At 68.3% G+C, this 20,677-nt stretch carries 20 protein-coding genes; 16 read left to right on the forward strand and 4 right to left on the reverse strand.

Annotated features, from left to right (window positions below; translation table 11 throughout):
• Window positions 1-30 precede the first annotated feature (30 nt).
• The 11 genes from urtB (at window position 31) to ureG (ending at window position 10,001) form a co-directional block, all read left to right on the forward strand.
• Window positions 31-1,650, forward strand: a complete 1,620-nt coding sequence (gene urtB / locus DIE03_RS07895; RefSeq protein WP_124449102.1) for an urea ABC transporter permease subunit UrtB — start codon at window positions 31-33, stop codon at window positions 1,648-1,650.
• Window position 1,651: 1 nt separating this feature from the next.
• Window positions 1,652-2,839, forward strand: coding sequence for an urea ABC transporter permease subunit UrtC (urtC, locus tag DIE03_RS07900; RefSeq protein WP_124449104.1), 1,188 nt, complete (start codon window positions 1,652-1,654; stop codon window positions 2,837-2,839).
• The gene (gene urtD / locus DIE03_RS07905) at window positions 2,836-3,693 is read left to right on the forward strand and encodes an urea ABC transporter ATP-binding protein UrtD (protein WP_124449107.1); all 858 of its coding nucleotides are present in this window, start codon (window positions 2,836-2,838) and stop codon (window positions 3,691-3,693) included. Before urtC ends, urtD begins: the two co-directional genes overlap by 4 nt.
• 4 nt (window positions 3,694-3,697) lie before the next feature.
• A complete protein-coding gene (gene urtE, locus DIE03_RS07910; protein ID WP_124449109.1) occupies window positions 3,698-4,390 on the forward strand; it encodes an urea ABC transporter ATP-binding subunit UrtE in 693 nt (230 codons plus the stop codon).
• A 166-nt stretch (window positions 4,391-4,556) separates the two neighbouring features.
• A complete protein-coding gene (locus DIE03_RS07915) occupies window positions 4,557-5,432 on the forward strand; it encodes an urease accessory protein UreD (protein WP_124449111.1) in 876 nt (291 codons plus the stop codon).
• Between the two features lie 233 nt (window positions 5,433-5,665).
• Entirely contained in the window at window positions 5,666-5,968 is a 303-nt protein-coding gene (ureA, locus tag DIE03_RS07920; protein ID WP_006406310.1) for an urease subunit gamma, read from the forward strand.
• A gap of 7 nt (window positions 5,969-5,975) precedes the next feature.
• On the forward strand, window positions 5,976-6,281 hold the full coding sequence (locus tag DIE03_RS07925) for an urease subunit beta (protein ID WP_043181642.1): 306 nt from the start codon (window positions 5,976-5,978) through the stop codon (window positions 6,279-6,281).
• Window positions 6,282-6,312: 31 nt separating this feature from the next.
• Window positions 6,313-8,019 carry an urease subunit alpha gene (gene ureC / locus DIE03_RS07930; protein WP_124449113.1) on the forward strand — a complete coding sequence of 569 codons (1,707 nt, stop codon included), beginning with the start codon at window positions 6,313-6,315 and terminating at the stop codon, window positions 8,017-8,019.
• Between the two features lie 18 nt (window positions 8,020-8,037).
• Window positions 8,038-8,670 carry an urease accessory protein UreE gene (gene ureE / locus DIE03_RS07935; protein WP_124449115.1) on the forward strand — a complete coding sequence of 211 codons (633 nt, stop codon included), beginning with the start codon at window positions 8,038-8,040 and terminating at the stop codon, window positions 8,668-8,670.
• Complete coding sequence (locus tag DIE03_RS07940; RefSeq protein ID WP_124449117.1) at window positions 8,657-9,337, forward strand: urease accessory protein UreF; 681 nt, start codon at window positions 8,657-8,659, stop codon at window positions 9,335-9,337. Before ureE ends, DIE03_RS07940 begins: the two co-directional genes overlap by 14 nt.
• 16 nt (window positions 9,338-9,353) lie before the next feature.
• Window positions 9,354-10,001 (forward strand): urease accessory protein UreG, encoded by a 648-nt coding sequence (gene ureG / locus DIE03_RS07945; protein ID WP_124449119.1) that lies wholly within the window; start codon window positions 9,354-9,356, stop codon window positions 9,999-10,001.
• Window positions 10,002-10,064: 63 nt separating this feature from the next.
• Here ureG and waaA read toward each other — a convergent pair whose 3' ends face one another.
• From waaA to DIE03_RS07965, 4 genes are all read right to left on the reverse strand, one after another.
• Complete coding sequence (waaA, locus tag DIE03_RS07950) at window positions 10,065-11,426, reverse strand: lipid IV(A) 3-deoxy-D-manno-octulosonic acid transferase (RefSeq protein WP_124449121.1); 1,362 nt, start codon at window positions 11,424-11,426, stop codon at window positions 10,065-10,067.
• Between the two features lie 37 nt (window positions 11,427-11,463).
• On the reverse strand, window positions 11,464-12,348 hold the full coding sequence (locus DIE03_RS07955; RefSeq protein WP_124449123.1) for a Kdo hydroxylase family protein: 885 nt from the start codon (window positions 12,346-12,348) through the stop codon (window positions 11,464-11,466).
• Window positions 12,349-12,372: 24 nt separating this feature from the next.
• Window positions 12,373-13,368, reverse strand: a complete 996-nt coding sequence (waaC, locus tag DIE03_RS07960) for a lipopolysaccharide heptosyltransferase I (protein WP_124449125.1) — start codon at window positions 13,366-13,368, stop codon at window positions 12,373-12,375.
• A 175-nt stretch (window positions 13,369-13,543) separates the two neighbouring features.
• Window positions 13,544-14,938 (reverse strand): phosphomannomutase/phosphoglucomutase, encoded by a 1,395-nt coding sequence (locus DIE03_RS07965; protein ID WP_124449127.1) that lies wholly within the window; start codon window positions 14,936-14,938, stop codon window positions 13,544-13,546.
• 255 nt (window positions 14,939-15,193) lie between these two features.
• Between DIE03_RS07965 and DIE03_RS07975 the strand changes: the two genes are divergently transcribed.
• The 5 genes from DIE03_RS07975 to DIE03_RS07995 are packed head-to-tail and all read left to right on the forward strand — an operon-like array spanning window position 15,194 to window position 20,631.
• Window positions 15,194-16,450 carry a lipopolysaccharide biosynthesis protein gene (locus DIE03_RS07975; RefSeq protein WP_124449129.1) on the forward strand — a complete coding sequence of 419 codons (1,257 nt, stop codon included), beginning with the start codon at window positions 15,194-15,196 and terminating at the stop codon, window positions 16,448-16,450.
• Window positions 16,447-17,271, forward strand: coding sequence for a glycosyltransferase (locus DIE03_RS07980; protein WP_124449131.1), 825 nt, complete (start codon window positions 16,447-16,449; stop codon window positions 17,269-17,271). The genes DIE03_RS07975 and DIE03_RS07980 overlap by 4 nt, the downstream gene beginning before the upstream one ends.
• Window positions 17,272-17,322: 51 nt before the next feature.
• Complete coding sequence (locus DIE03_RS07985) at window positions 17,323-18,459, forward strand: glycosyltransferase family 4 protein (RefSeq protein WP_124449133.1); 1,137 nt, start codon at window positions 17,323-17,325, stop codon at window positions 18,457-18,459.
• 15 nt (window positions 18,460-18,474) lie between these two features.
• On the forward strand, window positions 18,475-19,497 hold the full coding sequence (galE, locus tag DIE03_RS07990; protein WP_124449135.1) for a UDP-glucose 4-epimerase GalE: 1,023 nt from the start codon (window positions 18,475-18,477) through the stop codon (window positions 19,495-19,497).
• 27 nt (window positions 19,498-19,524) lie between these two features.
• Window positions 19,525-20,631, forward strand: coding sequence for a glycosyltransferase (locus tag DIE03_RS07995; protein WP_124449136.1), 1,107 nt, complete (start codon window positions 19,525-19,527; stop codon window positions 20,629-20,631).
• The last annotated feature ends 46 nt before the right edge of the window (window positions 20,632-20,677 follow it).

The raw sequence follows: 20,677 nt of genomic DNA on the forward strand, positions 1-20,677 counted from the left end.
TCCGTCTCCCCACGCCGACAGGATTTCCCGATGCCTACACGCTTTCGCCGAGCCGTCCGCGCGATCGCCGCGTGCGCCGCCCTCGCGGGCATGCTGCCGCACGCCGCGTTCGCGCTGACGGCGGCCGATACCGCCGCGCTCGCCGGCGACGACTTCGACGCGAAGACCGCCGCGATCGAGCGCCTCGCCGCCGATGCCGATCCGCGCGCCGTCGCGGTGCTCAACGCGCTGTCGAGCGGCGACGCGCTCGCGACGGGCGACGGCCGCCTGCTGATCCAGACCGGCGACACCGCGCACGATGCGCTCACGCAGGCCGCGACGCCGGCCGGCGATGCGCAGCCCGTGATGCTGAACAACCTGCTGCGCACGAAGATCGCGGGCGCGCTGTCGGGCCTCGCGCTCGCGTCGCCCGACGTGGCCGCGCGCAGCGACGCGATCGATGCGCTGCTGAAGTCGCCCGATCCGGCGCTCAAGCCGATGATCGATCGCGCTCGCGCAAAGGAAACCGATCCCGCGCTGAAGCGCCGCCTCGACGCCCTGTGGGCGATCGCCGCGCTGCACGACGCCGATCCGGCGAAGCGCCTCGAAGCCGTGCAGGTGGTGGCCGCGCGCCGCGATCTCGACATGATCGAACAACTGCGTCCGCTCGTCGCGAAGAACGCCGACGGCAGCTACGCGGAACCCGACGCGCGCGTGCGCGACGCCGCGCAGCAAGGACTGGACGCGTTGCATACGCTGCAGCGCCGCGGCGAAATCGTCGGCACCTTGTTCGCGGGCCTGTCGCTCGGCAGCGTGCTGCTGCTCGCCGCGCTCGGCCTCGCGATCACGTACGGGTTGATCGGCGTGATCAACATGGCGCACGGCGAATTCCTGATGATCGGTGCGTACGCAACCTATGTGGTGCAGACGCTGATCCAGCGCTACGCGCCCGGCGCATTCGACTGGTATCCGCTCGTCGCCGTGCCCGTGTCGTTCGCGGCGGCCGCGCTCGTCGGCATCGTGCTCGAACGGCTCGTGCTGCGGCACCTGTACGGCCGCCCGCTCGAAACGCTGCTCGCGACGTTCGGCGTGAGCCTGATCCTGATCCAGGCGACGCGCATGCTGTTCGGCGCGCAGAACGTGCAGGTCGTGAACCCGTCATGGATGAGCGGCGGCGTGACGGTGATGCAGAACCTGATCCTGCCGTACAACCGCCTCGCGATCCTCGCGTTCGCGCTCGCGGTGGTGTTCGTCGCGTGGGCCGTGCTGACCAGGACGCGGCTCGGCCTGTTCGTGCGTGCCGTCACGCAGAACCGCCGGATGGCCGCGTGCGTCGGCGTGAAGACCGCCCGCGTCGACGCGTATGCGTTCGCGTTCGGCGCGGGCATCGCGGGCCTCGGCGGCTGCGCGCTGTCGCAGATCGGCAACGTGGGCCCCGACCTCGGCCAGAACTACATCATCGATTCGTTCATGGCGGTCGTGCTCGGCGGCGTCGGGCAGATCGCCGGCACCGTGCTCGGCGGCTTCGGGCTCGGCCTCGCGAGCAAGGCGATCGAACCGTTCTGGGGCGCCGTGCTCGCGAAGATCGCGGTGCTCGTGATGATCGTGCTGTTCATCCAGAAACGCCCGCAGGGCATATTCGCCCCGAAGGGCCGCAGCGCGGAGGCTTGACGTGACTTCATTCACCGATTCGGTGTCGAACCCGGTCGCCGATGCACCGAAGCCCGCCGTCGCCGCACGTGCAGCCGACGGCTTCGCGCTCGGCCTGCCGCCGCGCCCGGCGCTGCTGTCGCGCCGCGCATGGCTCGCGCTCGTCGCGCTGTGCATCGCGATCGGCATCGGCGTGCCGCTCGCCGCGCTCGTCGCGCCCGAAGCGAGCGCGTTCCATCTGTCCGCGTATGCGATGACGCTCGCCGGCAAGCTGATGTGCTACGCGATCGCCGCGCTCGCGCTCGATCTCGTGTGGGGCTACTGCGGGATCCTGAGCCTCGGCCACGGGCTGTTCTTCGCGCTCGGCGGCTATGCGATCGGCATGTACCTGATGCGCGAGATAGGTCGCGACGGCAAGTACGGCAGCGACCTGCCCGACTTCATGGTGTTTCTCGACTGGCACCAGTTGCCGTGGTACTGGAGCGGCACGCAGCATCTCGCGTGGGCGCTCGCGCTCGTCGTGCTCGTGCCGGCCGTGCTCGCGTGGGTGTTCGGCTTCTTCACGTTCCGCTCGCGCGTGAAGGGCGTGTACCTGTCGATCATCACGCAGGCCATGACGTTCGCCGCGATGCTGCTGTTCTATCGCAACGAGACGGGCTTCGGCGGCAACAACGGCTTCACCGACTTCAAGCGCATCGCGGGCTTCGCGATCACGTCGCCCGGTACGCGCACGGTGCTGTTGCTGCTGACGTTCGCGACGCTCGTGCTGTCGTTCATCGCCGCGCGCGCGATCGTCACGAGCAAGCTCGGGCGCGTCGTCACCGCCGTGCGCGACGGCGAGACGCGGCTGATGTTCCTCGGCTACAGCCCGCTCGCGTACAAGCTGTTCGTGTGGACCGTGTCGGCCGTACTGTGCGGCATCGCCGGCGCGCTGTACGTGCCGCAGGTCGGCATCATCAATCCCGGCGAGATGTCGCCCGGCAACTCGATCGAAATGGCGATCTGGGTCGCGGTAGGCGGACGCGGCACGCTGATCGGGCCGATCGTCGGCGCATTCGCGGTGAACGGCGCGAAGAGTTTCTTCACCGCGTACTTCGCCGAATACTGGCTGTTCTTCCTCGGCCTGATCTTCGTGCTCGTGCCGCTCTTGCTGCCGCGCGGGATCATGGGCCTCGTCGAAACCCTGATCGCAAAGGGGAAACGCGCATGAACGGAACGGCCCTGTACCAGTTCACGCCGCCGCCCGAGGACGAGCTGCTCGCCGTCAGCGGCACCGCATCGATGGGGCGCGTCGTGCCGGCCGGCATCGATACGTCGCACGGCACGATCCTCTATCTCGAGGATATCGAGGTGAGCTTCGACGGCTTTCGCGCGCTGAAGAAGCTGTCGCTCGCGATCGACGCGGGCGAGCTGCGCTGCGTGATCGGCCCGAACGGCGCGGGCAAGACGACGATGATGGATGTCATCACCGGCAAGACGCGGCCCGATGCGGGCAAGGTGTTTCTCGGCCAGACCATCGACCTCGCGCGGATGAACGAACCCGAAATCGCACGTGCGGGCATCGGCCGCAAGTTCCAGAAGCCGACCGTGTTCGAGCAGCATCCGGTGTGGGAAAACCTCGAGCTCGCGATGCAGACCGACAAGGGCTGGCTCGCGTCGCTGCGTGCGCGGCTCGACCGCTCGGCGCAGGCGAAGATCGAGGAGACGCTCGCGCTGATCGGCCTCGAAAGTCACGCATACCGTGCGGCCGGCGAGCTGTCGCACGGGCAGAAGCAGCGGCTCGAAATCGGCATGCTGCTGATGCAGCGCCCGGCGCTGCTGCTGCTCGACGAGCCGGCGGCCGGCATGACCGACCACGAGACGATGGAGCTCGCCGAGCTGCTGAACACGCTGCGCGGCACCTGCTCGATGATGGTCGTCGAGCACGACATGGAATTCGTCGCGGCGCTCGCGGGCGACACGGGCCGCGTGACGGTGATGGCCGAAGGCGCGGTGCTCGCGCAGGGCACGCTCGACCAGGTCAAGCGCGACGACGCGGTGATCGAGTCTTATCTCGGACGATGATGCGATGCTGAAGATCGAAGCACTGAACCAGTACTACGGCGGCAGCCATATCCTGCGCAACGTGAACCTCGCCGCCGACGACGGCAAGCTCACCGTGCTGCTCGGCCGCAACGGCGTCGGCAAGAGCACGTTGCTGCGCTGCCTGATGGGCGTCGTCGCCGCGAAGAGCGGCAGCGTGTCGTGGCGCGGCACGGCGCTCGGCGCACTGCCGCCGTATGCGCGCGTCGCGGCCGGGCTCGCGTACGTGCCGCAGGGCCGCGACATCTTCCCGCGGCTGACCGTCGAGGAAAACCTGCTCGTCGGCGCGGCGAGCCGCAAGGCGCCGTCTAAAGTGCCGGACCGCATCTACGACCTGTTTCCCGTGCTGAAGGACATGCGCGCGCGGCGCGGCGGCGACCTGTCGGGCGGCCAGCAGCAGCAGCTCGCGATCGGCCGCGCGCTGATGAGCGAGCCGCAGTTGCTGATCCTCGACGAGCCGACCGAAGGCATCCAGCCGTCGATCATCCAGGACATCGGCCGCACGCTGCGCCAGCTCGTCGAAGAATCGAGGATGACCGTGCTGCTCGTCGAGCAGTATTACGACTTCGCGCAATCGATCGCGGACCGCTACTGGGTGATGAGCCGCGGCGAGATCGTCGCGGGCGGCGACGCGCGCGACATGGCGGCGAACGGCGTACGCGAACTGATCGCGGTGTGATGCGTGGCACGGCGGTAGCTACGGCGACAGGCACGGCGACGAACACGGGCGGCCGGCCCGCGAGGCTGCTGCACGCGGCGCTTTCAACGAATGCGGCATCTGCATTATTGTTCCGGTAGCATCCACGTTCTTCGCACCCGCATCCCTCGTTTTCCGTTCACCGCCGATGTCCGCCCCCGATTCGCACGCCCCGCTGTCCCGCCCCGCCGTCGCCAAGTCGTGGCGCGGCCGCCTCGAACTCGGCTTCGAGCGGCACGGCGCGCGCACGACGCTCGCGCACCGGCTGCACGACGGCCCGCTGCGCGTGCAGCGGCCGCTGTATCCGGAAGGCGACGCGATCTGCCACGCGGTGATCGTCCATCCGCCGGGCGGCATCGCGGGCGGCGACCGGCTCGACATCGACATCGCGCTCGGCAACGGCACGCACGCGGTGCTGACGACGCCCGGCGCGACCAAGTGGTACAAGTCGAACGGCCTCGATGCGATGCAGCGCATCGGCATCATCGTCGGCCGTGGCGCGAAACTCGACTGGCTGCCGCAGAACAACCTGTTCTTCGACGCATCGCATGCGTCGCTCGATTTCACGGTGACGATCGGCACGGGCGCGAGCGCGATCGGCTGGGACGCGACGCAGCTCGGCCGGCAGGCCGCCGGCGAAACCTGGTCGGCAGGACGCATCGCGTCGACCTCGGCACTCGTCGATGCCGACGGCCGGCCGCTTTGGACCGAACGCGCGCTGCTCGACGCACACGATCCGCTGCGCGGCGCGCTGCAGGGCCTCGCCGGCTTTCCCGCGTACGGCACGCTGTGGGCCGTCGGCGCCGCGTGCGACGCCGCGCTGGCCGAATCGCTCGCCGCCCGGATGCCGTTCGACGGCACGCTGCGCGCGGGCGCGACCTGCGTGACGCCGGGCGTCGTGCTCGTGCGCGCACTGTCGACCTCGATGGAAGCGCTGCAACGCCACTTCACCGACTGCTGGCTGCAGTTGCGGCCGATCGTGCACGGCGTCGACGCACGGCCGCTGCGCCTCTGGCAAACCTGAGCGTTCCGCCGCGCACCGTTTCGGCGCACGGCTGCATCGGTCGCTGCACGCCAGTCATGCACGACGCACCACGAACGCGCATCGCCCCATGTTCCATGCACATGGCACGCGCCTTGCTCTTTTCATAAGCGATACACGACGCACGCAAAACAGCGCGGTGCTACGATGACTCGCGCGCCCGCCTCATTGCATGCGCACCGATAAAAATTACGTTTTCCTGAACGCCTGCCTTCATGAAACTGACTCCCCGCGAGAAGGACAAGCTGCTGATCTTCACGGCAGCGCTGCTGGCCGAGCGCCGTCGCGCGCGCGGCCTGAAGCTCAACTATCCGGAGGCGGTCGCCTTCATCACCGCCGCGCTGATGGAAGCCGCGCGCGACGGCAAGACGGTCGCCGAAGTGATGCACTACGGCACGACGCTGCTCACGCGCGACGACGTGATGGACGGCGTGCCGGAGATGATTCCCGACATCCAGGTCGAAGCGACCTTCCCCGACGGCACGAAGCTCGTGACCGTCCACCACCCGATTCCGTGAGGCCTGCATGATCCCCGGCGAAATCCTCACCGACGACGGCGAACACGAACTGAATGCGGGCCGCGCGACGCTGACGCTCGTCGTCGCGAACACCGGCGACCGCCCGGTGCAGGTCGGCTCGCACTACCACTTCTTCGAAGTCAACGATGCACTGTCGTTCGACCGCGCGGCCGCGCGCGGCTTCCGGCTCAACATCGCGGCCGGCACGGCCGTGCGCTTCGAGCCGGGCCAGACGCGCACCGTCGAGCTCGTCGCGCTCGCGGGCGAGCGCGCCGTCTACGGTTTTCAGGGCAAGGTGATGGGGCCGCTGTAAGCCGCGCCCCGCTCTTCAGGAACAGCACGACATGACACTACGCTTGAGCCGCCGCGCGTACGCGGAAATGTTCGGGCCGACGACGGGCGACCGCGTCCGGCTCGCCGATACCGAACTGCTGATCGAGATCGAACGCGACTTCACGACCTACGGCGAGGAAGTGAAATTCGGCGGCGGGAAGGTGATCCGCGACGGGATGGGCCAGTCGCAGCGCGTGGCCGCCGACGTGCCCGACACGGTCATCACGAACGCGGTGATCCTCGATCACTGGGGCATCGTGAAGGCCGACATCGCGCTCAAGCACGGCCGCATCGCCGCGATCGGCAAGGCCGGCAACCCCGACATTCAACCGGGCGTGACGATCGCGATCGGCGCGGCGACCGAAGTGATCGCCGGCGAAGGGCTGATCGTGACGGCCGGCGGCATCGACACGCACATCCACTTCATCAGCCCGCAGCAGATCGACGAGGCGCTCGCGTCGGGCGTCACGACGATGCTCGGCGGCGGCACGGGGCCGGCCACCGGCACCAACGCGACGACCTGCACGCCGGGCCCGTGGCACATGGAGCGGATGCTGCAGGCCGCCGACGGCTGGCCGATCAACCTCGGCTTCCTCGGCAAGGGCAACGCGAGCCTGCCGGAACCGCTCGTCGAGCAGATCGCGGCCGGCGCGATCGGGCTGAAGCTGCACGAGGACTGGGGCACGACGCCCGCCGCGATCGACAACTGCCTGTCGGTCGCCGACGACACCGACACGCAGGTCGCGATCCACACCGATACGCTGAACGAAGGCGGCTTCGTCGAATCGACGGTCGCCGCGTTCAAGGGCCGCACGATCCACACGTACCACACCGAAGGCGCGGGCGGCGGCCATGCGCCCGACATCCTGAAGGTATGCGGCGAGTCGAACGTGCTGCCGTCGTCGACCAATCCGACGCGTCCGTACACGATCAACACGCTCGACGAGCATCTCGACATGCTGATGGTGTGCCATCACCTCGATCCGTCGATCGCCGAGGATCTCGCGTTCGCCGAATCGCGGATCCGCCGCGAGACGATCGCGGCCGAGGACATCCTGCACGATCTCGGCGCGCTGTCGATGCTGTCGTCCGATTCGCAGGCGATGGGCCGCGTCGGCGAAGTGATCATCCGCACCTGGCAGACCGCGCACAAGATGAAGGTGCAGCGCGGCGCGCTGCCGGAAGACGGCACGCGCAACGACAACTTCCGGGCGAAGCGCTACGTCGCGAAGTACACGATCAACCCGGCGATCACGCACGGCATCGCGCACGAAGTCGGCTCGATCGAACCCGGCAAGTGGGCAGACCTCGTGCTGTGGGAACCGGCATTCTTCGGGATCAAGCCGTCGATGATCCTGAAGGGCGGAATGATCGCGATGGCGCAGATGGGCGACCCGAATGCGTCGATCCCGACGCCGCAGCCGGTCCACTATCGCGAGATGTTCGCGACGCGCGGCGGGGCACTCGCCCGCACGTCGCTGACCTTCGTGTCGCAGATGGCCGCCGATGCGGGCATCGCGGAACGCTACGGCCTCGCGAAGCGGATCGTGCCCGTACGTAACTGCCGCAACGTGACGAAGGCAGACATGATCCACAACGCGTGGCGCCCGTCGATCAGCGTCGATCCCGAAACCTACGACGTGATCGCCGACGGCCAGTTGCTCACCTGCGAACCGGCGACGGTGCTGCCGATGGCGCAGCGCTATTTCCTGTTCTGATTCGGAATCCCCAGTTTCATGCGCACCCTCGACAAACGCATTGCCCCGAACGTGAAACTCGCCGCGTCGCTCGTCGCACGCGCGCCGACGCTCACGCTAGCCTATGACGCCCGCTGCAAGAGCCGCCTCGCGGCGACGCTCGACACCGGCGAGGACGTCGCGGTCCTGCTGCCGCGCGGCACGGTGCTGCGCGACGGCGACGTGCTCGTCGCCGACGACGGCGCGCTCGTGCGCATCGCAGCTGCTCCCGAGACCGTGCTGCTGGTGCGGGCCGCCGATCCGCTCACGCTGATGCGCGCCGCATACCATCTCGGCAACCGTCACACGCCGGTCGAGATCGGCGACGGCTACCTGAAGCTCGAAGCCGATCCGGTGCTCGCCGACATGCTGCGCCGGCTCGGCACACAGGTCGAGGAAGCGCGCGTGCCATTCCAGCCGGAGGCCGGCGCGTACGGCGGCGGCCACAAGCACGGGCACGATGCGACGTTCGCCGAAGATTACGCACTCGCGCAACAGGTGTTCGGCGAACACCACGGCCACTCGCATTCGCATTCGCACGATCACGATCACGATCACGATCACGATCACGATCACGATCATCAGCATGGTCCCGGCTGCACGCACGGCCACCACGGTCATGACCACCACTGAACTCGTCGCGCTGCTGCACCTTGCGTCTCCGGCGCTGCCGATCGGTGCGTACAGCTATTCGCAGGGCCTTGAAGCCGCGCTCGACGCGAACCTCATCCGCGACGCCGATTCCGCGCGCGACTGGATCGCCAGCGGCCTGACCGACGTGCTCGCGCACGGCGAGTTGCCGTTCCTCGCGCACCAGCTCGCACGCTGGCACGCACACGACACGCACGCGCTTGCCGCCGAAAACGCATGGTTCATCGCGAGCCGCGAATCGGCGGAACTGCGCCGCGAAACCGAACAGATGGGCTGGTCGCTCGCGCAACTGTGCGCGTCGCTCGAATGGGGCGATGCCGCGCGCCGCGCGACGCTCGCGTCGATCTCGCCGGTCGCGCTGCCGACCGCGTTCGCCTACGCGGCCGCGATGCACGACGCCGGCGCCGACGCGACGCTTGCCGCGTACGCATTCGGCTGGGTCGAGAACCAGACGTCCGCCGCGCTGAAGGCCGTGCCGCTCGGCCAGCTCGCCGGGCAACGCATCATCGTCGCGCTGCGCGGCGCGATCGACGCGGCCGTGCGCCGTGCGCTCGCGACGCCGCCCGACGCCATCAACACGTTCGCGCCGCAGCTCGGCATCCTGTCCGCGCGGCACGAAACCCAGTACTCGCGGCTGTTCCGCTCCTGAACCTCATCGCCAGACCATGAACGCACCTGCCCCCTCCTCCGCCCGCCGCACGAAGAAACTGCCGCCGCTGCGCGTCGGCATCGGCGGCCCCGTCGGCTCCGGCAAGACCACGCTGCTCGAAATGCTGTGCAAGGCGATGCGCGACCGGTACGACCTGGTCGCGATCACCAACGACATCTATACGAAGGAAGACCAGCGGCTGCTGACGGTGGCCGGCGCGCTGCCCGAGGAACGCATCATGGGCGTCGAGACGGGCGGCTGCCCGCACACGGCGATCCGGGAAGACGCATCGATCAACCTCGAGGCCGTCGACCGGATGCTGTCGCGCTTTCCGGACGCCGACATCGTGTTCATCGAATCGGGCGGCGACAATCTCGCGGCAACCTTCAGCCCCGAGCTGTCGGACCTGACGATCTACGTAATCGACGTCGCGGGCGGCGAGAAGATTCCGCGCAAGGGCGGCCCCGGCATCACGAAGTCCGACCTGCTCGTGATCAACAAGACCGACCTCGCGCCGCTGGTCGGCGCGAATCTCGACGTGATGGCGTCCGACACGCGGAAGATGCGCGGCGAACGGCCTTACGTGATGACGAACCTGAAGGCGCTCGAAGGCGTCGCGGACGTGATCGCGTTCATCGAGAAGAAGGGATTGCTGACGGTCTGAGCACCATCGCCGCGGCTCGCGTCGCCGCCATGCATTCGCGGGCGGCCTTGCGCCGCCCGTCGTCTATTCGTCGCCGGAAGCAGTATCCTGCGCGTCCTGCAACGTACGTTCGCCGCGTTCGGCGGGCGGCAGCAGCGCCGCGAGCACGTCGACCGTGCGCGCGGTCGCACCGCGGTGACGCGATGCGAAGGCCGCGCCGGCCGCTCCCATCGCGATACGCCGCGCCTTGTCGGCGAACAGCGCGTCGAGCACGTGCGCGAGATCGAGCGGATCCGCGACCTGCATCGCCGCACCGGCCGCGACCGCGTCGGCGGTCGCCTGCGTGAAGTTGAACACGTGCGGGCCGATCAGCACCGGCACGCCGACCGCGCACGCTTCGATCAGGTTCTGGCCGCCGAGCGGCAGCAGGCTGCCGCCGATGAACGCGATGTCGGCGGCCGCGTAGTACGCACCGAGCTCGCCCATCGAATCGCCGAGCAGCACCGTCACGTCGTCCGGCAGCCGTTCGGCAGCCGGCCGGCCAGCAGCGAGCGCGGCCGCATCGGCAGCCCACACCGAGCGGCGCACGGACTTGAGCCCGCCGCGCGCGACGAGCGCCTCGACTTCGGCGAAACGCTGCGGATGACGCGGCACGAGCACCAGCAGCGCGCCGGGCGTGCGCATTTCCGCGAACGCCTGCAGCACCAGCGCTTCTTCGTTCTCGCGCGTGCTGGCGGCCACCCACACGGGCCGCGTGCCGATCGCCTCGCGCCACGCATGGCCGCGCGCCGCGAGTTCCGGCGGCGTCGTCATGTCGAACTTCAGGTTGCCGAGCACGGTCACGTTGCGCGCGCCGAGCGACGTCAGCCGCTCCGCATCGGCCGGGCTCTGCGCGAGCACGCGCGAGAAGCCGCCGAACACGTCGCGCGTCGCCGCGCCGAACTTCGCCGCGCGCCGGAACGAACGCGCGGACATCCGCGCATTGGTCAGCACGAGCGGCACGTCCGCGCGACGGCACTCGTCGATCAGCGTCGGCCACACCTCGGTTTCCATCACGAGGCCGAGCGTCGGCCGCCATGCGTGCAGGAAACGCCGCACCGCGCCCGGCATGTCGTACGGCAGGTAGCAGCGGAGCACACGATCGCCGAAGATCTGTTCACCGGTCGCGCGGCCGCTCGGCGTCATGTGCGTGAGCAGGATGCGCACATCGGGGCGCGCGTGCGTCAGCGCGTCGATCAGCGGCTGCGCGGCGCGCGTCTCGCCGACCGACACCGCATGCACCCAGATCAGCGGCGTGCGGTCGTCGCGCGAGCGGCCGGCCACGTGGCCGAAGCGTTCGCCGATGTGCTCGCGATAGCCGCGCTCCTTGCGCGAGCGCACGTAGAGCCGGATGACCGCGGCCGGCGCGACGAGCCACCACAGCGCGCGATAGATCACCCTCAGCATGCGGCGGCCCTCGTGTTACGTCGAAGCAGGTGCGCGCTCAAACCAGCGCCCTGCCCTTCAGGCGTTCGAGAATGCCGAGCGGCGCGCATTCGCGGCGGACCATCGCGTCGACCGGCAGGAAGAACGTCTGCTCGAGCATGAACTGGCCGGACATCACAGCGTGCGAAGTCTGATCCGAGAAACATATCCACACGCTGCCCGGCGGAAACGGCATCGTTTGCTGTGGACAAGTCTTCTGGTAGTCGAGATCGGCCTTCATGCTGTCGTGCAGGTTCAGCATCAGGTGGTCGTACGCGCTGCGCGGCGACTTCGTCACGTGCAGCAGGTTCAGCAGCCACGCGGCGCCCGGCAGTTGCGGCCTGATCGTCGGCAGGAAGCGCTTCGCGACGTCCTCGAACGGCTCGCCGACGCGCCATACGCGCGGCACGCCGGCCGGGTTAACGTTCGTGAACACGCGCAGGATGCGTTCGCCGTAGTTCGGCCGCGACGGGAACGCGTCGACGTGCAGCCGGCTGTCGTCCTTGCGCCACGACGTCTGGCGCGTCTCGACCTGCATCAGCCGCAGGCTCGTCGGCGCGACGCGCAGCTTGCCGCGGTATTCGGGAAAGAGGCCGTCGACGAGCGTGCCGGCCTGCTGCTGGAAGCGCGCGACGAGCGCGCGCACGGCCGACTGCGTGACGCTGTCGCCGAGCACGCCGGCGAGCGCGCCACCGTTCGGCGCGAGGCTGATGTTCTTGCGTTTCGGATCGGCGAGCGCCGGATCGAGCAGCGCTTCCTCGCCGCCTTCGATCGCGAAGCGCAGGTGCGGGAAATACAGCACCTTGCCTTCCTCGACGGCGGCCAGCAACTGCTCGCGCGGCGCCGACAGGTTGTGTCCGCTCCAGTCGGCGGACGGGACTTCGATGATCTGGGATTCGCTCATGATCGGTTCGCGTGTGTGACAGCGTTACAGGAGACCGAAGCCCGCGAGCGCCGACTTCACCTGCGCGATCGACGGGGGCTGCCCCGCCGTGCCGAGATTGACGACGTTCGGCGACCAGTAGCCGCCGGTCCGCCAGGCCGTCGCGAAATTGTACAGTTCGACCGTCGGACGCTTCAGCGCGGCCGCGATGTGAACCAGACCTGTATCAACCCCGACGGTCGCGGCCGCGCCGTCGATCAGGCCGACCACGGCCGGCAGCGACAGCTTCGGCGGCACGATCGCCGCATCGCCGAATTCCTTCGCGAGCCGCTCGCTGGTCGCGCGCTCCGCGTCGTTGCCCCACGGCAGCACGAGCGACGCGCCGCGCCGCACGAGCGCCTGGCCGAGCTCGATCCACGCTGCGTCCGGCCACTGCTTGTCGGCGCGCGACGTCGCATGGACGAACACCACGTACGGCACCGGCAGGTTCAGGCCGAGCGCGGCCACCGCGAGCGCCGCCGCGCGCGTGTCGAGGCCGAAGTCGACCGGATCGGCCGGTGTCGGCGCCGGGTCGTCCAGCGCGGCCGCGACCAGTTGCCGCGACCGCTCGACCACGTGCGTACGCGGCGCGATCGGCACGCGCTTGCGGTAGAAGAAACGCACCGGCCATTCGTAGCCGGCGCCGTCGGTGCGGTTGCCGAGCCCGACGAGCGGCCCGCGCGCCCAGCTCGCGACCCAGGCCGTCTTGATGAGGCCCTGGCAGTCGATCACGAGATCGTACTGCTCGGCCGCGAGGCGCTTGCGAAATGCGCGGATCTCGCGCCACGTGGCGCCCGAGAACGGCTTCTTGCGCCAGCGGCGCAGCGAGAACGGCAGCACGTTGCGCACGCCGTCGACGAGCCGCACGAGATCGACGAAGCTTTCCTCGACGAGCCAGTCGATCTGCGCATCGGGGTGGCGGCGCCGGATATCGGCGATCACCGGCATGTTGTGCACGACGTCGCCCAGCGACGACACGCGCACGATCAGGATCTTTTGCACGCTGAAAAAACGCCGGCTGGCAGCCGGCGACAGGCATAAAGGGGGGATTTTATCTCGCCCGGCGGGCCAGACAGGCAAAAAGCGGCCGCACGCCCGTGGCGTGCGCCGCTTTTCGGGATGGGCGCGGCCGGTGAACCGGCCGTCGCACGGCGGGCGGCCCGCAGGCCGCCGACGTTCAGAACGGCAGCTTGACGTCCGGCTTCGCGGCCGTCAGCACCCGGCGGAAGTCTTCCTGGATGCGCTTGAGCCCTTCCTGCGTCTCGGCTTCGAAGCGCATCACGACGACCGGCGTCGTGTTCGACGAACGCGCGAGGCCGAAGCCGTCCGGGTATTCGACGCGCAGGCCGTCGATCGTCACGACTTCCTCGGCGCCGTCGAACTTCGCCTCTTTCTGCAGCTTGTCGATCAGGCGGAAGTTCTCGCCTTCGTCGAGCCAGAGCTGCAGTTCCGGCGTGCTCATCGCGTCCGGCAGTGCATTGAGCAGCGCGCTCGGGTCGGCCGTCTTCGCGAGGATCTCGAGCAGGCGCGCGCCCGTGTAGAGACCGTCGTCGAAACCGTACCAGCGATCCTTGAAGAACACGTGGCCGCTCATTTCGCCGGCGAGCGGGGCGCCCGTCTCGCGCAGCTTCGCCTTCACGAGCGAGTGGCCCGTCTTCCACATCAGCGGCTCGCCGCCCTTCGACTTGATCCATTGCGCGAGGTGGCGCGTGCACTTCACGTCGTAGATGATCTGCGCGCCCGGATTGCGCGACAGCACTTCTTCCGCGAACAGCATCAGCTGGCGGTCCGGATAGATGATCTGGCCGTCCTTCGTGACGACGCCCAGGCGGTCGCCGTCGCCGTCGAACGCGAAGCCGAGCTCGGCATCGGTGTCCTTCAGCGCCTGGATCACGTCCTGCAGGTTTTCCGGGTGCGCGGGATCGGGATGGTGATTCGGGAACGTGCCGTCGATGTCGGTGAAGCGTTCGACGAGTTCGCAACCGAGCGCCTTGAACAGGCGCGTCGCGAGCGGGCCCGCGACGCCGTTGCCGGCGTCGACGACCAGCTTCAGCGGCCGCGCGAGCTTCACGTCGCCGACGATGCGCGCGATGTACTGATCGGCGACGTCGATTTCCTCATACGTGCCGCTGCCCGTCTCGAAGCGCTCGTCGACGATGCGGCGGTACAGCGCCTGGATCTGCTCGCCGTAGATCGCGGCGCCGCGCAGCACCATCTTGAAGCCGTTGTAGTCGGGCGGGTTGTGGCTGCCCGTGACGACGATGCACGAATCGACGCGGCGCTCGCCGCCCTTCAGCGCCAGCGGCACGTTCGCCGCGAAATAGCCGACGGGCGTGGGCACCATGCCGACGTCGACGACGTCGACACCGGCCGCACGCAGGCCATCGGCGAGTGCGCCGACGAGTTCCGGCCCGGACAGGCGGCCGTCGCGCGCGACGACGACCGCGTCGCCGCCCTGTGCACGCACTTCGCTGCCGAATGCCCGGCCGATCCCGCGCGCCGTGTCGACGTCGAGTGTCTTGCCGACCACGCCACGGATGTCATATGCCTTGAAGATGGATTGGGAGATCATCGATTCTCTTCTCTCTCAGTTGCGTGCATGGAAAATTGTCTGGCTTGGCTGGCCGCCTCTCGCCGGTGCCGCGCATGATACATGCGGCCCCGCAAAACAAGGAACGGAACGGCTGGAGCGGTCGCGATCCCACTTATAATCGCGGGTTTTGATGACGCGCATATCGCCCATTTTAATGCCTAGCCGCTCCGCCGCCGCCAATCCGCAGCCCTCGGGCGTCCCGACGGCCGCCCCGTGCGCGCGCCGCTGCGCCGCATGCTGAAGCGCTTCGGCAACCCGGACGTCGCGAAAGCCGTCGCGAACCTCGTCTGGCTGGGGCTCGAACGGCTCACGCAGATCGGCGTCGCGATCGCGATCAGCGGCCTGCTGGCCCGTTATTTCGGGCCAGATGTGTTCGGCAAATGGCAGTATGCGAATACGCTCCTCCTGGTACTGGCGCCGCTCACCTGGGTGTGCGGCGCGGAAATCCTCGTCCCGACCATCGTCCAGCGCGCGCCCGCCCAGCTCGGCGCGGTGCTCGGCAGCGCGTTCGCGCTGCGCATCGCCGTGTCGGCCGCCGCGCTCGTCGCGACCTGGATCGCGATCGCCGCGGGCGCCTTCGATCCGCTGGTCGGCGCGATGCTCGCGGGCCTCGCCGTCACGATGGTGTTCCGCGAGCCGTTCGTCGGCGTGATCAACGCGTGGCTGCAGAGCATGACCTACAGCAAGCCGCAGCTCGTCACCAGCATGGTCACGGCACTCGCCAAGGCGCTGCTCGTGTGGCTGCTGGTGCGCGCGGCCGCCGGCCCCGCCCGCTTCGCGTGGCTGTGGGCGCTGGAAGCCGCCGCGATCGGCCTCGCGCTGCTGCTGTACTACCGCCATCGTAACGGCGGCACGCTCGGCTGGACGTTCGACAGACCGCTGTTCAGGCACTTTGCAACGGCCGGCACCGTGTTCTGGCTCGGGCTCATCTGCATGTACCTGTTCCTGAAGCTCGACCGCCTGATGCTCGAGCGTCACGTGTCGTTCGCCGATCTCGGCCGCTATTCGGCCGCGCAGCAGCTCAACGAGAACTGGATCACGCTCGCGCTGATGCTCGCGCAGACGATCGCGCCCGCCTTCGTCTACCGCGTGCAGGACGTCGCGCGGCTGCGCCGCAACATCGTCCGGCTGATCGCGATGACGGCCGGCCTGATGACGGCCGGCGCGCTCGTGCTCGACGCCGCCGCCCCGCTGATCGTCGGCAAGGTGTTCGGCCGCGGCTACGAGGCGTCGGTCGACATCTTCCGCTGGGCCGTCTGGCTGTCCGTGCCGGCCGGCATCGAGGCGATAGGCAATCTTATCGTTCTCAAATATCAAGCAAAATTCGTGTTGCTGTCGAAATGGCTGCTCGCGCTGGCGATCGCCGTGCTCGTCAACCTGTTCGCGATCCCGCGGCTCGGCCTGTACGGCGCGCTCGTCGGGCTGGCCGCCGGCTACCTGGCCGCGGCCGCCGTCAACTTTTATTACATCCGTTTCAAGCTGCGAACATGACGTCCCCTGACTGCCCGCCCCCGCTCGACGACGTGGCCGTGCTGATGCCGGCCTACAACGGGCACGACGACGTCGTCCGGACCCTCGCGTCGTTTCGCGAGGATGCGCCCGTGCACGTGCTGATCGTCGACGACGGCAGCACGCCGCCGATCGTCGCGCCGGACCTGCCCGGCCTCGCGATCGAGGTACTGCGCATGCCGCAGAACGGCGGCATCGAGCGCGCGCTCGCGGCCGGCATCGACGCGCTCGCGGCGCGCGGCTTCCGCTATGCGGCCCGCATCGACGCGGGCGACCTGGCCGCGCCCCGGCGCCTCGCGAAAGAGCGCGCGTATCTCGGCGCCAACCCGCGCGTGGCCTGCGTCGGCATGTGGACGCAGGTCGTGTCGCGCGCCGGCGAACCGCGTTTCATGCTGACGCCGCCCGCCGATCCGCGCACGCTGCGCCGCACGCGCTTCCTGCGCTCGCCGCTCGTGCATCCTTCGGTGATGCTGCGTATCGACGCCGTGCGCGAAGTGGGCAACTATCGCGCGAAATACCGCGCAGCCGAGGATCTCGATCTTTTTTTACGGTTAATGCAACGCTACGATTGCGCGAACCTGCCGGAACTCGGCCTGTATTACGAACTGAACGAGGGCGGGATCAGTGCGACCAAGCGCCGGCGCCAGCTGGTGTCGACGCTCACGCTGCTGCTGAGCCACTTCAATGCGCTGAACCCGTACGACTGGGCCGGCCTCGCCAAGAACCTGCTGCATTTCGTGACGCCGTACCGTACGTTGCAGCGGATCAAGCAGACGCTGTTCGCCGCGCGGCCGTCCGCTTGACGCGCATCCGGCCCTTTCGGCAATTTCGACGGTTTATTTTTTCTTTTTTTCATGTCCGCCACTTCCCCGCTGCGCATCGCGCTCGTCTGCAACACGGCCTGGGCGATCCATACGTATCGCCACGGGCTGATCCGTGCGCTCGTCGCGCGCGGCGCCGAGGTCATCGTGATCGCGCCGCACGACCGCACCGTGCCGTTGCTCGAGCAGATGGGCTGCCGCTACGTGGCGCTCGCGGTCGCGTCGAAAGGCACGAGCCCGCGCGAGGATCTCGGCACGCTCGCGGCGCTGGTGCGCCACTACCGCGCGCTGCGGCCCGATCTCGTGTTCCATTACACGATCAAGCCGAACATCTACGGGTCGGTCGCCGCGTGGCTCGCGCGCGTGCCGTCGATCGCGGTGACGACGGGGCTCGGCTACGTCTTCATCCAGAAGAGCCGTGCGGCGAGTGTCGCGAAACGGCTGTACCGGTTCGCGTTCCGCTTCCCGCGTGAAGTGTGGTTCCTGAACCGCGACGATCTCGCGACCTTCACCGACGAGCAGTTGCTCGCGCATCCCGACCGCGCACGGCTGCTGCACGGCGAAGGCGTCGATCTCGAACAGTTCGCGCCCGTGCCGCTGCCTGCCGGCGACGCGCCCGTCTTCATCCTGATCGGCCGGCTGCTGTGGGACAAGGGCGTGCGCGAATACGTGGAAGCCGCGCGCATCGTGCGCGGCCGCTTCCCCACCGCACGTTTCCAGCTGCTCGGGCCGCTCGGCGTCGACAACCCGAGCGCGATCGGTCGCGCGGACGTCGACGCGTGGGTCGGCGAAGGCATCATTGACTATCTCGGCGAGGCGCACGACGTGCGCCCGCACATCGCGGCGGCCGACTGCGTCGTGCTGCCGTCGTACCGCGAAGGCGTGCCGCGCACGCTGATGGAAGCCTCGGCGATGGGCCGCCCGATCGTCGCGACCGACGTGCCGGGCTGCCGCGACGTCGTCGCCGACGGCGAAACGGGCTTCCTGTGCCGCGTGCGCGATAGCGCAAGCCTCGCGGAGCAACTGCTCCGCATGATCGAACTCGGAACGACCGGCCGCGACGCGATGGGCGCGCGCGGCCGGAAGAAGGTCGCGGCGGAATTCGACGAGCAGCAGGTCGTCGAACGCTACCGGCAGACCATTCGTTCGTTGACCGGTATCACCCTCTGAAGGAGCGCATCTGCAATGACCGCTAAAGGCACCATCCTCGTTACCGGCGGCGCGGGCTATATCGGCTCGCACACGGCCGTCGAGCTGCTCGACAACGGCTACGATGTCGTGATCGTCGACAACCTCGTCAACAGCAAGGCCGAGTCCGTCCGGCGCATCGAGCAGATCACGGGCAAGACGCCCGCGTTCCACCAGGTCGACGTGTGCGACGAAGCCGCGCTCGCGAAGGTGTTCGACGCGCACCCGATCACCGGGACCATCCATTTCGCGGCGCTCAAGGCCGTCGGCGAATCGGTCGCGAAGCCGCTCGAGTACTACCAGAACAACATCGGCGGCCTGCTCGCCGTGCTCAAGGTCATGCGCGAGCGCAACGTCAGGCAGTTCGTGTTCAGCTCGTCCGCGACCGTGTACGGCGTGCCCGAGCGCTCGCCGATCGACGAATCGTTCCCGCTGTCGGCAACGAACCCGTACGGCCAGTCGAAGCTGATCGCCGAACAGATCCTGCGCGATCTCGAGGTGTCCGATCCGTCGTGGCGCATCGCGACGCTGCGCTACTTCAACCCGGTCGGCGCGCATGCAAGCGGCCTGATCGGCGAGGATCCGGCCGGCATCCCGAACAACCTGATGCCGTACGTCGCGCAGGTCGCGGTCGGCAAGCTGGACAAGCTGCGCGTGTTCGGTTCCGACTACCCGACGCCGGACGGCACGGGCGTGCGCGACTACATCCACGTCGTCGATCTCGCGAAGGGGCACATCGCCGCGCTCGACGCGCTGGCCAAGCGCGACGCGAGCTTCGTCGTGAACCTCGGCACCGGCCAGGGCTACAGCGTGCTGGAAGTCGTGCGTGCGTTCGAGAAGGCGTCGGGCCGCCCGGTGCCGTACGAGCTCGTCGCGCGCCGTCCGGGCGATATCGCCGAGTGCTACGCGAACCCGCAGGCCGCGGCCGACATCATCGGCTGGCGCGCGACGCTCGGTATCGAAGAAATGTGTGCCGATCACTGGCGATGGCAGGAGGGGAACCCGCGCGGTTTTGTATAATCCGCTGTCCATTTTTCGAGCGATCCCATGCTCAGCTTCGCGTCCGGCTTCATCGTCTCCCTGCTCGTTACGCTGTTCATCGTGCGCTATGCGCACCTTCACGAGAAATTCTCGGTCGACAGCGATCTGGCCGGCGTGCAGAAATTCCACGTGCGGCCCGTGCCGCGGGTCGGAGGCATCGGGATCCTCGCCGGGGTCGTCGTTGCCGCGCTGGTGCTGTCCCGGCGCTATCCGACGATCTCCGGCAGCATTCTCGGGATCGCTGCCTGCGGGCTGCCCGCTTTCCTGTCCGGCCTCGTCGAGGACCTGACCAAGCGCGTGTCGCCGCGCGCACGGCTGCTCTGCACGATGGGCGCGGCCGCGCTGGCGTTCTGGCTGCTCGGTATCGCGGTCAAGCGCATCAGCGTGCCGCCGCTCGATTTCCTGCTCGGCTACGTCGTCATCTCGGCGTTCATCACCGTGCTCGCGGTCGCGGCGCTCGCGAACGCGATCAACATCATCGACGGGTTCAACGGGCTCGCATCGATGGTCAGCTTCATGATGTTCGCGTCGCTTGCGTATGTCGCATTCCACGTCAACGACCCGGTCGTGATGTCCGCGTCGATCATCATGATGGGCGCCGTGCTCGGCTTCTTCCTGTGGAATTTCCCGGCCGGGCTGATCTTCCTCGGCGACGGCGGCGCGTACTTCATCGGCTTCATGCTCGCGGAGCTCGCGATCATGCTCGTGATGCGCAACCACGAGGTGTCGGCGTGGTACCCGGTGCTGCTGTTCATGTACCCGATCTTCGAGACCTGTTTCTCGATCTACCGGAAGAAATTCATCCGCGGGATGTCGCCGGGGATTCCGGATGGCGTGCATCTGCACATGCTGGTGTACAAGCGGCTGATGCGCTGGGCCGTGGGGACGAAGCATGCGCACGACCTGACGCGGCGGAATTCGCTGACCTCACCTTATCTGTGGCTGCTGTGCCTCGTCGCGGTGATTCCGGCGACGCTGTTCTGGCGGCATACGGTCCACCTGTTCGTGTTCGTCGTGCTGTTCGCGCTGACGTATGTGTGGCTTTATCTCAGCATCGTAAGGTTCAGGGCGCCGCGGTGGATGGTGGTGCGGAAGGAAAGGCGGGGGCATTGAGCAGCGTCACGCCAGCTGCCAGATAGAAAAGCGCCCCGCGGGGCGC

The sequence above is a fragment of the Burkholderia sp. Bp8992 genome (assembly GCF_003853705.1).
GTDB lineage: Bacteria > Pseudomonadota > Gammaproteobacteria > Burkholderiales > Burkholderiaceae > Burkholderia.